Raw genomic sequence first — 11,740 nt, forward strand, 5'->3', positions numbered from 1 at the left:
CGTCAGGCATCGAAACACCGTCTTCCTAGCGTCGGACCACCGGCCCGACGACGCGCCGGCGGCACCTACCCACCGCCCGCGTCGTCGGGCCCGCGCTCAGGAGGACACGCGATGGCTGCTCCGACCACGGCCGTTCCCACCACGGACGCCGCGCCCCCGGCCCCCGGCGCGCACACCCGCCCGGGCCGCTGGATCGACGACTGGCGCCCCGAGGACCCGGCGTTCTGGGCCGGCGGAGGCCGCCGCGTCGCGCGCCGCAACCTGGTGCTCTCGGTGTTCGCCGAGTTCCTCGGGTTCTGCGTGTGGGCGCTCTGGTCGATCGTCGTGCCGCAGCTGCCCGCCGCCGGGTTCACGCTCACCACCGACCAGATGTTCTGGCTTATCGCGGTGCCCTCGCTCGTGGGCGCCACGCTCCGCATCCCCTACACCCTCGCGGTGCCGGTGTTCGGCGGACGGACGTGGACGGTCGTGTCGGCGTCGCTGCTGCTGATCCCCACGACGGCGCTGGCGGTCGTCGTGCAGCGGCCGGAGACGTCGTTCGGCGTGCTGCTCGCCGTCGCGGCGCTCGCGGGCTTCGGCGGCGGCAACTTCGCGTCGTCGATGGCGAACATCTCCTTCTTCTTCCCGGAGAAGGAGAAGGGCGCGGCCCTCGGCTGGAACGCCGCGGGCGGGAACCTGGGCACCGCCGTCGTGCAGCTCGTCGTGCCGCTCGTGATCGTGACCGGCGCGGGCGTGGCGCTGGAGCGGGCGAGCCTCGTGTTCGTCCCGTTCATCGTGCTGGCGGCGTTCCTCGCCTGGCGGTTCATGGACAACCTCGCGGCGGCGAAGGCCGACCCGCGCTCGTTCGCGGTGGCCGTCCGCCAGCCGCACACGTGGGTCATCTCGTTCCTCTACATCGGCACGTTCGGGTCGTTCATCGGCTTCTCGGGTGCTTTCCCGACGCTCCTGGCGGGGCAGTTCCCGGAGGTGAGCCTGTCGCTCGCCTTCCTGGGCGCGCTCGTGGGGTCGGTGGCCCGCCCGCTGGGCGGCATCCTCGCCGACCGCGTCGGCGGCGCCGTGGTCACGGTGTGCTGCTACGCCGTGATGATCGTCGGGGCGCTCGGCGCCATCTCCGCGCTGGGGAGCCACCGGTTCGGGCTCTTCTTCGCGTCGTTCCTCGTGCTGTTCGTCGCGACCGGCGTCGGCAACGGGTCGGTGTACCGGATGATCCCGGCGGCCTTCCGGGTCGCCGGGGCGGGACGGGAGGCGTCGGCGACGGCCCGCGCGGCGGCCGGCTGCATCGGCATCGCCGGGGCCGTCGGCGCGCTCGGCGGGTTCTTCGTGCCCCGCGGGTTCGCGATGTCGACGTCGCTGACGGGCTCGCTGGTCGCCGCGCTGTGGGTGTTCGTCGGCGCGTACGCCGTGATGGCCGTCGTCACCTGGGCGGTGTACGCGCGCCGCGGCACCGCGATGCGGGCGGCGCGCGTATGACGACGGCGGGGGCCGCGGTCGCCACCCACTGCCCGTACTGCGCGCTGCAGTGCGGCATGGACCTCACGCCCGCCGGCCCCGCCGGCCCGGCGTCGGCGGGCCGGGCGGCGCTGCCCGTGTCGGTGGCGCCCCGGCAGTTCCCCACGAACGGCGGCGGGCTGTGCCAGAAGGGGTGGACCAGCGCGACCGTGCTGCGCGCGACCGACCGGCTCACGACGCCGCTCGTGCGCGGGGCGGACGGCGCGCTGGCTCCGGCGTCGTGGGACGACGCGCTCGATCGGGTGGCGGGCCGGCTCGCGAGGCTGGCCGCCGAGCACGGGCCGCAGGCCGTGGCGGTGTTCGGCGGCGGCGGGCTGACGAACGAGAAGGCGTACGCCCTCGGCAAGTTCGCCCGCACCGTGCTGCGCACGCCGTTCATCGACTACAACGGCCGGTTCTGCATGTCGTCGGCCGCCGCCGCGGGGAACCGGGCGTTCGGCCTGGACCGCGGGCTGCCGTTCCCGGTGACCGACCTGGCGGGGGCCGACGCGATCCTGCTGCTCGGCTCGAACGTGGCCGAGACGATGCCGCCGTTCGTGCAGCACCTCGTCGGCGCGCGCGCCGCGGGCGGGCTCGTCGTCGTCGACCCGCGTCGGTCGGCCACCGCCCGTCTCGCCGGTCCCGGCGAGGGGGTGCACCTGCAGCCCGTGCCGGGCACCGACCTCGTGGTGCTGCTGTCGCTGCTGCACGTGCTGGTGGCCGAGCGGCTCGTGGACCGCGCGTACGTGGAGGAGCGCACGACGGGGTTCGACGACGTCGCGCGGTCGGCCGCCGCCTGGTGGCCCGAGCGGGCGGAGACGGTGTGCGGCGTCCCCGCCGAGGAGCTGCGCCGGGTGGCGCGGCTGCTGGCCGCGGCGTCGCCGTCGCGCGGCGGGCGGGGGGCCTACGTGCTCACGGGGCGCGGCGTCGAGCAGTCGGCGCAGGGCACCGCGACCGTGGCGGCGGCGATCGACCTGGCGCTGGCCCTCGGGCTCCCCGGGCTGGTGGGGTCGGGGTACGGGTGCCTCACCGGGCAGGGCAACGGCCAGGGCGGGCGGGAGCACGGGCAGAAGTGCGACCAGCTGCCCGGCTACCGCAGGATCGACGACCCGGCCGCCCGCGCGCACGTCGCCGGGGTGTGGGGCGTGGACCCGGGGTCGCTGCCGGGGCCGGGCGTGCCCGCCGTGGAGCTGCTCACCTCGCTCGGGACGCCCGGAGGGCCGCGCGCGCTGCTGGTGCACGGCTCGAACGTCGTCGTGTCCGCGCCGAACGCCGACCGCGTGCGCGAGCGCCTCGCCGCCCTCGATCTGCTCGTGGTGTGCGACGTCGTACCGTCCGAGACCGCGCTGCTCGCCGACGTCGTCCTGCCCACCACCCAGTGGGCGGAGGAGGAGGGCACGATGACGAACCTCGAGGGCCGCGTGATCCGTCGCCGCCGCGCCACCGACGCCCCGGGCGACGCGCGCTCGGAACTGTGGATCCTCGCGGAGCTCGCGCGCCGCCTGGGCTCCGACGTCGCCTTCCCGACCGACCCCGCCGTCGTGTTCGACGAGCTGGCGCGCGCGTCGGCCGGCGGCGTCGCGGACTACTCCGGGCTCAGCCACGCCCGGCTCGACGCGCACGACGCCGCCGGCGGCCCCGGACTGTACTGGCCGTGCCCGGCTGCCACCCCCGAGCTGTCAGGACCAGCGCGGGGCATACCCGCCGCGCATCCTGACAGCTCGCGAGAGCAGCACCCCGGGACGCCGCGCGTGTTCCTCGACCGGTTCGCGACGCCGGACGGTCGCGCCCGGATGGTCGCGGTCGACCACGCCGGGCCGGCCGACGACGTGCGCCCCGACGCGCCGACGTACCTCGTCACCGGGCGCGTGCTGCAGCACTACCAGTCGGGCGCGCAGACGCACCGCGTGCCCGAGCTGGAGCGGCTGGTGCCGGACCCGTACGTCGAGCTGCACCCGCTGCTGGGGCTGCGGGTCGGGGTGCCGGACGGCGGCCGGGCGCGGCTCGTCTCGGCCCGCGGCGTCGTCGAGGCGACCGCCCGCTGGACCGACGCCGTCCGCCCGGACACCGTCTTCATGCCCTTCCACTGGAGCGGCGCGGGCAGCGTCAACCGCCTCACGACCGACGCCGTCGACCCGGTCTCCGCGATGCCGGAGTTCAAGGTCTGCGCGGTGTCGGTGACACCGGCCGTGCCCGCCCCGGGCGTGGAGGCCCAGCACGTCGAGACCGTGGAGGTCCCCGCATGAGCGATCCGCAGCAGGGCCTGCGCGTGCCGCACCGGGTGGTCGTCGTCGGCCACGGCATGGTGGGCGCGCGCCTCGCCGACGAGCTGTCCCGGCGCGACGCCGACGGCGCGCTCGACGTCACCGTGCTCGGCGCCGAGCCGTACGAGCCGTACAACCGGGTGCTGCTGTCCGACGTCGTCGCCGGGCGCACGGACGTGGCGGCGATCGGCATGCCCCTGGTCGACGACGGCCGCACCCGGGTGCTGCGCGGCACGACCGCGGTGACCGTCGACCGGGTCACCCGCGTCGTCCTGGCCGACGACGGCACCCGCCACCCCTACGACCACCTGGTCCTCGCCACCGGCGCGGCCGCGCGCCTGCCCGACGTGCCGGGGCTCGGCACGGACGCCACGGCCCTGCCCGCCGGGGTGCACGCGCTGCGCACGCTCGACGACGCCCGCGAGGTGGTCGCCGCCACCGTGAACACCCCGCGCGCGGTGGTCGTCGGCGGCGGCGTGCTGGGCGTGGAGGTGGCGCTCGGTCTGGCCGGGCGCGGGCTGCCCACGACCCTCGTGCACGGCGCCGGCGCCCCGATGGACCGGCAGCTCGACGACCAGGCGGGCGCCGTGCTGCGCGGGGGCCTGGAGGCGGCGGGCGTGGCGGTGCGCACGGGGGTGCGGCCGCAGGAGGTGCTCGTCGTCGGGGGCCGGGCGGTCGGGGTGCGGCTCGACGGCGCGACCACCGAGCCGGGGGAGACGCTCGGCGCGGGCCTGGTCGTGCTGGCGTGCGGCACCGCGCCGGAGACGGCGCTGGCGCGGCGGTCCGGGCTCGCCGTCGAGCGGGGTGTCGTCGTGGGCCCCGACCTGGCGACCGTCACCGACCCCCGGGTCTTCGCGGTCGGCGACTGCGCGCAGCCGCCGGAGGGGTCGCGCGGGCTCGTCGCGGAGGGCTGGGACCAGGCGCGGCGGCTCGCCGAGCACCTCGTGGCGCTCGCGGCACGACCGCGCCCCGCCGCGGCGGTGCCCGCCGGGCCGCGCGAGCACCTGCGCCTGCCCGGCGACGGCGCGGGGCCGTCGATGGCGGTGCGCCTCGGCACGCTGCTGTCGTCGCGGGCCCCCGGGGCGCGGGCCGGCGGCGTCGACACCCGGGGCACGGACGTCGTCAAGGTCAAGGCCGGGCCGCTCAGCGTGGTCGCGATGGGCCGCTGCGGCTCCGGGCGCGTCGCGGCCCCGGGGGAGCGGGCCGTGCGCCTCGCCGACCCCGCCGCGGGCCGCTACGTCGAGGCCGTGGTGGCGGACGGCGTCCTGGTCGGCGCGACGTGCGTGGGCGACGCCCGGGTGGCGGCCGACCTCACCGCCGCGTACACCCGCCGCACCCCCGTGCCCGCCGACCCGGCGTTCCTGCTGCTCACGCCGGTCATGCCCGCCGCCGAGCCGGCGACCAGCCCGGAGCACATGCCCGACGACGCCACCGTGTGCCGCTGCAACGGCGTCACCAAGCACGACATCGCCGCCTGCGTGGCCGACGGCGCGTCGACCCAGGACGACGTCGCGCGCGCCACCCGCGCCACCACCGGCTGCGGCAGCTGCACCGAGGCCGTGTGCGGGCTGGTGGAGTGGTTGGCCCGGGCGCGACCGGCGGGGCCGGAGACGGAGGATCAGGCGGTCGGGGAGGTCCACTCGAGCGTGTAGCGGAAGAACAGCCGGCGCCGGAACCGGGCGCCCGGCAGCACGCGGCGCGCGGTCTCGCGGACCTCGCCGTACGTCTCGCGCGCGTCGCGTACCGGCGCGGGCGGGCCGTCGTCGACAGGGGAGCGGACGTCGCGGGCCGGTCGAGCGTTCTTGACCAGCCCGACGACCGGGTTGGCGAACGACGAGACCAGGTCGACGGCCAGGTCGCGCGGCGCGCCGATCCGCGCCAGCCCGACCACCAGCAGCCGGCCGCCGGGCGCGAGCACTCCGGCGGCGTGCCGCAGCGCGGGCTCGAGGTCCATGTGGTGCAGGGAGGCGACCATGGTCACGACGTCGAACGAGCCGTCGGCGGGGACGTCCTCGAACCGCCCGTGCCGCACGCTGATGCCGGGGTCGCCCGCGAACCGGGCGCGGGTGGCCTCGACCACGGGCCCGTCCACGTCGAGGCCCACCACCGTGGCCCCCGAGGCCCGCAGGCGGCCGACGAGGGCGCCGAGGCCGCACCCGACGTCGAGCGCGCGGTGCCTCCGGCGCGGCAGCCGTCGCAGGATCCAGCCGTGGAAGTGGTCGTTGTGGTTCCACGGGTGCCGGTCGTTGACCCGGCCGAGCCATCCCCCGACGGCGCGGACCAGCGGGTTCGTCGTCGTGCGGGGGTCGCGCTGCGTCCTCGGCATCGGCGTCGGCATGGACAGCGAGGGTAGCGTCACGACCGTGTCGCACCTCGTCCTGCTGTGCGGGCCCGCCGGGGCGGGCAAGTCCACGCACGCCCGCCGCTACGCGGCCGACGGCTACGCGGTCGTGTCGGTCGACGAGATCGCGTGGGAGGCCGGGCACCCCGCCGTGCACCCGCTGCCCGAGGACGACGCCCGCCGGGTGGCGGACGCCCTGCGGTGCCGGGTCGCGACGCTCCTCGACGAGGGCCGCGACGTCGTCGTCGACTCGTCGTTCTGGTCGCGCTCCGCGCGCGACGAGTACCGGGCCCTCGGCGCGGCGCACGGCGCGAGCACGCTCGTCGTCCTCGTCGACACCCCGCGCGACGTCGCCCTCGCCCGCGTGGCCGCCCGGGCCGCCGCGCACCCGCACGACGTCGTGCTCACGCCCGAGGTCGCGGCGGCGTACCACGACGGCTTCGAGGTCCCGACGCCGGACGAGGGGCCCCTGGAGGTCGTCCCGGGGTGGTGAGCACCCGACCCTCTCGCGCGGGATGTTTCGCGCGTGAGGCAGATGTTCCCGTGAGGTAACCGTGGCCTGACGGCGGCGACACGGCGGCTCCCTACGTTCGGGTCATGAGCAGCGAGCCCCCCACCCCAGGCAGCGTCGACCGGCGGCACGTCGTCGTCGTGGGCGGCGGCATGGTCGCGCAGCGGTTCGTCGAGGCCCTCCGGGCCCGCGACGAGGCCGGCGCGTGGCGCGTGACCGTCTTCGCCGAGGAGCCGCGCAAGCCGTACGACCGCGTGGGCCTCACCCGCTACTTCGAGGTGCGCGACGCCGAGGAGCTGACGCTCGGCGACCCGGCGCTGTGGGACGACCCGCTGGTCGACCTGCACCGGGACTGCGCGGTCGCGTCGATCGACCGCGAGGCCCGCACCGTGACGGACCGCCTCGGCCGGGTGCACGCCTACGACGAGCTGGTGCTCGCCACGGGATCGAGCGCCGCGATGCCGCCCATCGACGGCAACGACCTGCCCGGCGTCTTCGTCTACCGCACCATCGACGACGTCGCCGCGCTGCGCGGCTGGGTGGAGGCGAAGCGCGAGGCGGGGCGCGTCGAGACGCGGGGCGGCGTGGTCGAGCGGCCGGTGCGCGGCGCCGTCGTCGGGGGCGGCCTGCTCGGGCTGGAGGCGGCGGGCGCGCTCAAGGCGCTCGGTGCGCAGGCCACGGTCATCCAGTTCGGCACGCACCTCATGGACGTGCAGATCGACCTCGGCGGCGGGCACGCGCTGAAGCGGCTCATCAACGACAAGGGCATCTCCGTCCGCACCGACACGGCGACGAAGGCGATCCGCCCGCACCGCCGCACCGGGCACGTGGGCCGGATGGACTTCGCGGACGGCGGGCGGCTCGACGTGGACGTCGTCGTGATGGCCACCGGGGTGCGGCCCCGCGACGAGCTCGCCCGCGCGGCCGGCCTGGAGGTCGGCGGTCGCGGCGGCGCCGTCGTCGACCTCACCTGCCGCACCGCCGACGAGCACGTCTGGGCGATCGGCGAGGTCGCGTGCATCGAGGGCCGCTGCCTCGGCCTGGTGGCGCCCGGCAACACGATGGCGGAGGTCGTGGCCGACCGGCTGCTCGGCGGCGAGGCGACGTTCCCCGGCGCGGACACTGCCACCAAGCTCAAGCTCTCGGGCGTCGACGTCGCGAGCTTCGGCGACGCGCACGGCCGCACCGAGAAGTCGGTCGAGATCGTGTGGGCCGACCCGCTGCGGGGCGTCTACAGCAAGCTGGTGATGGCCGACGACGCGCGCACCCTGCTGGGCGGCGTCTTCGTCGGCGACGCCGGTCCGTACGCCTCGCTGCGGCCGATGCTCGGCGCCGAGCTGCCGGGCGACCCGAGCGCGTTCCTGCTGCCCGAGGGTGCGGGCGGCGCGCCCACCCTCGAGCTGCCCGACGACGCGAACGTCTGCTCCTGCAACAACGTCTCGGCGGGCACGATCCGCGGCGCCGTGACGGAGCACGACTGCACCGACGTCGCGGGGGTCAAGGCGTGCACCCGCGCCGGCACCACGTGCGGCGCCTGCCTGCCGCTGGTCACCAAGCTGACGAAGACGGAGCTGGCCAAGGCCGGCGTCGAGGTGAGCAACGCGCTGTGCGAGCACTTCGAGCTCTCCCGCGCCCAGCTCTTCGACGCCGTGCGCGTGGCCGACCTGCACACGTTCAGCGAGATCATCGCCCGCTTCGGGCGGGTGCCCGACGCCCGCGGCTGCGACATCTGCAAGCCCACCGTGGCGTCCATCCTGGCCAGCCTCGGCAACGGGCACATCCTGGCGGGCGAGCAGGCGACCCTGCAGGACACCAACGACCACATGCTCGCCAACATGCAGAAGGACGGCACGTACTCGGTGGTGCCGCGCATGCCGGGCGGCGAGGTGACGCCCGAGGGGCTGATCGTCGTCGGGCAGGTCGCGAAGGACTTCGGCCTCTACACGAAGATCACCGGCGGGCAGCGGATCGACATGTTCGGCGCCCGCGTCGAGCAGCTCCCGGAGATCTGGCGGCGGCTCGTGGACGCCGGGTTCGAGTCCGGGCACGCCTACGGGAAGTCGCTGCGCACGGTGAAGTCGTGCGTCGGGTCGACCTGGTGCCGGTACGGCGTGCAGGACTCCGTGGGCATGGCCGTCGAGCTCGAGCTGCGGTACCGCGGCCTGCGCTCGCCGCACAAGCTCAAGCTCGGCGTCTCCGGCTGCGCCCGCGAGTGCGCGGAGGCGCGCGGCAAGGACGTCGGCGTGATCGCCACCGACCAGGGCTGGAACGTCTACGTGGGCGGCAACGGCGGGCAGACGCCCAGGCACGCGCAGCTCTTCGCCGAGAACCTCTCGTCGGCCGAGCTGCTGCGCACCATCGACCGCTTCCTCATGCTGTACATCCGCACCGCCGACCGGCTCCAGCGCACCGCCCCCTGGGTGGAGGAGTACGAGGGCGGCCTCGAGGCGATCCGCCAGGTCGTCGTCGAGGACTCCCTCGGCATCGGCGCGGACCTCGACGCGGCCATGGCGCAGCACGTCGAGGGGTACGAGGACGAGTGGAAGGCCGTGCTCGAGGACCCCGAGAAGCTGGCCCGGTTCGGCTCCTTCGTCAACGCCCCGACCACGCCCGACCCGACGCTCGCGTACGTGCCGGAGCGCGGGCAGAAGCGTCCGGCCACCGCGGACGAGGTCGCGTCCGGCGCTGACGGCCCTGTCGACCCCGAGCTCGTCTCCGCCCTCACCAGCCCCGTCCTCGTCGCCGGCCCCACCCTGGAGGTGCGCGCATGACCGCCCTGACCCCGAGCCCCACCGAGACGAGCACCGTCACGACCCTCGTCGACGGCCCCGGCTGGACCGCCGTCTGCCGGCTGGACGCGCTCGCCCCCGAGCGCGGCGCCGCCGCCCTGGTGACCGGCTCCGACGGCGAGGAGCTGCAGGTCGCGCTGTTCCGCCTGCTCGACGGCACGGTCTGCGCCGTGCAGCAGCTCGACCCGTACTCGGGCGCCCACGTCATGTCGCGCGGCATCGTCGGGACCCGCGGCGGCACGCCCACCGTGGCGTCGCCGGTGTACAAGCAGGTCTTCGAGCTGCACACGGGCCGCTGCCTCGACGCGGCGGGCAAGGAGCCCCGCGGCGGGCTGGCGGGGGACCTCGCGTCGTACCCGGTCGTCGTGTCCGGCGGCGTCGTGCACGTGGGAATCGGATGACGACGTCCGGCGCGGCCCCCGGCCGCGTCACCCTGGTCGGCGCCGGACCGGGCGCCGCCGACCTGCTCACCTACCGCGCGTGGCGCGCGCTGACGACGGCCGACGTCGTCGTCACGGACCGCCTGGTGCCGCGCGAGGTGCTCGACGACCTGGGCCCCGGCGTCGAGGTCGTCGATGTCGGCAAGACACCGGGCCGGCACACGCTGCCGCAGGAGGAGATCGACGCGCTGATCGTGGCGCGCGCCCTCGCCGGCCAGCGTGTGGTGCGCCTCAAGGGCGGCGACCCCTTCGTCTTCGGCCGCGGCGGGGAGGAGGTCGCGGCCTGCCGCGCCGCCGGGGTGCCGGTCGAGGTCGTGCCCGGGGTCTCGTCCGCGCTCGCCGCGCCCGCGCTGGCCGGGGTGCCGCTGACGCACCGGGGCACGACGACGGCGTTCCACGTCGTCACGGGCCACACCCGCGACGGCGGGGCGGGCGGCGACGTGCTGGACGACGTCTCCGTGGCGTGCGTGACCTCGCGGGCGGCGACGCTGGTCGTGCTCATGGGCGTGGCCGCGCTGCCGGGGATCGTCGCCCGCCTGCTGGACGCGGGCGCCGCGCCGGGAACGCCCGTCGCTATCGTGGAACGCGGTTCGCTGCCCGACCAGCGGGTCACGCGCGTCGCCCTCGACCTGGCCGCCAAGCGTGCCGAGGAGGTCGGGGTCCGCGCGCCGGCCGTGGTCGTGATCGGCGACGTGGCCCACGAGGAGCTGCTGGAGGTCGCGCGTGACGCAGGAGGAGCCGCAGGGCAGGCCGGTGGCTGACACCGCGCCGGGCCCCCGGCCGGCGCTGGGCCAGGTGATGGCGGGCTGCACGGTGCTCGTCACGGCCGACCGCCGTTCGGGCGAGCTGGCCGCCGCCCTGGAGCGCCGCGGCGCCTCCGTCCGGCACGCTCCGGCGCTGAGCATGATCCCGCACGTCGACGACGACGCCCTGATCGCCGCGACGCGCACCCTCGTCGCCGACCCGCCGGACGTCGTCGTCGCGACCACCGGCGTCGGGTTCCGCGCGTGGATCGAGGCCGCCGACGCGCACGGCCTCGCCGACGACCTGCTCGCCGTCCTGGGCAGGTCGCGAATCGTCGCCCGCGGCCCCAAGGCGCGCGGCGCGATCCAGGCCGCGGGGCTGCAGGCCGACTGGGTCGCGGAGTCGGAGACGTCGGCCGAGGTCGCCGAGGTGCTGCTCAGCGAGGGCGTGAGCGGGCTGCACGTCGCCATCCAGCACCACGGGGCGGGCGCCGACGGGCTGGACGTCGTGTTCGAGAAGGCGGGCGCGCGAGTGTCAGCGCTGGTCGTGTACCGGTGGGGGCTGCCGCCCGACCCGGCCGCCGTCGAGGCCTCCGTGCGTGCCGCCGCGGCGGGGGAGATCGACGCCGTCGCCTTCACGTCCGCGCCCGGCGCCGAGGCGTGGCTGCGCGCCGTCGAGAGCCAGGGCCTGCGCGACACGGTCGTGGCGCGCTTCGCCGACGGGTCGATGGTCGCCGCCGCGGTCGGGCCCGTCACCGCGCGCCCGCTGGAGTCGCGCGGCATCCCGACCCTGCAGCCCGAGCGCGGCCGCCTCGGCGCCCTCGTGCGGTCGATCGTCGGCCACTACGAGCACCTGGAGTCGGTGGCCCTCGCCACCGTCGCGGGCCCGCTCGTCATCCGGGCCCGCGTCGCCGTCCTGGACCAGCAGGTGCTGCCGCTGTCGCCCACCGGCGTCGAGGTGCTGCGGCTGCTCGCCTCCGCGGGCGGCGACGTCGTGGGGCGCGAGCGGGTGCTCGACGTGCTGCCCGGCAGCTCCCGCGACCCGCACGCCGTCGAGGTCGCCGTCGCCCGCCTGCGCGACGCCACCGGCCGCCGCGACCTGGTCAAGACCGTCGTCAAGCGCGGCTACCGGCTGGAGCTCGCGCACGACGACGCGGTCTGAGG

The 11,740-nt window shown here is 76.4% G+C and carries 9 protein-coding genes; 8 read left to right on the forward strand and 1 reads right to left on the reverse strand.

Translation table 11 applies throughout. The annotated features are described in order from the left end of the window. Positions 1 to 111: 111 nt before the first annotated feature. From ACFQ8E_RS18640 to ACFQ8E_RS18650, 3 genes are read left to right on the forward strand one after another with little or no spacing between them, the layout of a single operon-like run. On the forward strand, positions 112 to 1,470 hold the full coding sequence (locus ACFQ8E_RS18640; RefSeq protein ID WP_430552063.1) for an MFS transporter: 1,359 nt from the start codon (positions 112 to 114) through the stop codon (positions 1,468 to 1,470). Further along, complete coding sequence (locus ACFQ8E_RS18645; protein WP_430552064.1) at positions 1,467 to 3,734, forward strand: molybdopterin oxidoreductase family protein; 2,268 nt, start codon at positions 1,467 to 1,469, stop codon at positions 3,732 to 3,734. Before ACFQ8E_RS18640 ends, ACFQ8E_RS18645 begins: the two co-directional genes overlap by 4 nt. After that, positions 3,731 to 5,404: an FAD-dependent oxidoreductase gene (locus ACFQ8E_RS18650; RefSeq protein WP_430552065.1), complete on the forward strand. Its 1,674-nt coding sequence runs from the start codon at positions 3,731 to 3,733 to the stop codon at positions 5,402 to 5,404. The genes ACFQ8E_RS18645 and ACFQ8E_RS18650 overlap by 4 nt, the downstream gene beginning before the upstream one ends. Here the strand turns inward: ACFQ8E_RS18650 and ACFQ8E_RS18655 are convergent. Further along, positions 5,371 to 6,090 (reverse strand): class I SAM-dependent methyltransferase, encoded by a 720-nt coding sequence (locus ACFQ8E_RS18655; RefSeq protein WP_430552066.1) that lies wholly within the window; start codon positions 6,088 to 6,090, stop codon positions 5,371 to 5,373. The genes ACFQ8E_RS18650 and ACFQ8E_RS18655 overlap by 34 nt on opposite strands. A 25-nt stretch (positions 6,091 to 6,115) precedes the next feature. Between ACFQ8E_RS18655 and ACFQ8E_RS18660 the strand changes: the two genes are divergently transcribed. From ACFQ8E_RS18660 to ACFQ8E_RS18680, 5 genes are all read left to right on the forward strand, one after another. Then, the gene (locus tag ACFQ8E_RS18660) at positions 6,116 to 6,586 is read left to right on the forward strand and encodes an AAA family ATPase (protein WP_430552067.1); all 471 of its coding nucleotides are present in this window, start codon (positions 6,116 to 6,118) and stop codon (positions 6,584 to 6,586) included. Positions 6,587 to 6,690: 104 nt separating this feature from the next. Next, a complete protein-coding gene (gene nirB, locus ACFQ8E_RS18665; RefSeq protein WP_430552068.1) occupies positions 6,691 to 9,375 on the forward strand; it encodes a nitrite reductase large subunit NirB in 2,685 nt (894 codons plus the stop codon). Next, a complete protein-coding gene (nirD, locus tag ACFQ8E_RS18670) occupies positions 9,372 to 9,794 on the forward strand; it encodes a nitrite reductase small subunit NirD (protein ID WP_430552069.1) in 423 nt (140 codons plus the stop codon). Before nirB ends, nirD begins: the two co-directional genes overlap by 4 nt. Further along, the gene (gene cobA / locus ACFQ8E_RS18675; protein ID WP_430552070.1) at positions 9,791 to 10,594 is read left to right on the forward strand and encodes a uroporphyrinogen-III C-methyltransferase; all 804 of its coding nucleotides are present in this window, start codon (positions 9,791 to 9,793) and stop codon (positions 10,592 to 10,594) included. Before nirD ends, cobA begins: the two co-directional genes overlap by 4 nt. 37 nt (positions 10,595 to 10,631) lie before the next feature. Then, positions 10,632 to 11,738 carry a uroporphyrinogen-III synthase gene (locus tag ACFQ8E_RS18680; protein WP_430552105.1) on the forward strand — a complete coding sequence of 369 codons (1,107 nt, stop codon included), beginning with the start codon at positions 10,632 to 10,634 and terminating at the stop codon, positions 11,736 to 11,738. The last annotated feature ends 2 nt before the right edge of the window (positions 11,739 to 11,740 follow it).

The organism is Isoptericola sp. NPDC056573 (assembly GCF_042793335.1).
Lineage (GTDB): Bacteria > Actinomycetota > Actinomycetes > Actinomycetales > Cellulomonadaceae > Isoptericola.

What these genes read in the sequence shown, in the direction of transcription:
- ACFQ8E_RS18640 (WP_430552063.1), top strand. Translation starts at nt 112, where the DNA reads ATGGCTGCTCCGACCACGGCCGTTCCCACCACGGACGCCGCGCCCCCG.
- ACFQ8E_RS18645 (WP_430552064.1), top strand. Translation starts at nt 1,467, where the DNA reads ATGACGACGGCGGGGGCCGCGGTCGCCACCCACTGCCCGTACTGCGCG.
- ACFQ8E_RS18650 (WP_430552065.1), top strand. Translation starts at nt 3,731, where the DNA reads ATGAGCGATCCGCAGCAGGGCCTGCGCGTGCCGCACCGGGTGGTCGTC.
- ACFQ8E_RS18655 (WP_430552066.1), bottom strand. Translation starts at nt 6,090, where the DNA reads ATGCCGACGCCGATGCCGAGGACGCAGCGCGACCCCCGCACGACGACG.
- nirB (WP_430552068.1), top strand. Translation starts at nt 6,691, where the DNA reads ATGAGCAGCGAGCCCCCCACCCCAGGCAGCGTCGACCGGCGGCACGTC.
- nirD (WP_430552069.1), top strand. Translation starts at nt 9,372, where the DNA reads ATGACCGCCCTGACCCCGAGCCCCACCGAGACGAGCACCGTCACGACC.
- cobA (WP_430552070.1), top strand. Translation starts at nt 9,791, where the DNA reads ATGACGACGTCCGGCGCGGCCCCCGGCCGCGTCACCCTGGTCGGCGCC.
- ACFQ8E_RS18680 (WP_430552105.1), top strand. Translation starts at nt 10,632, where the DNA reads ATGGCGGGCTGCACGGTGCTCGTCACGGCCGACCGCCGTTCGGGCGAG.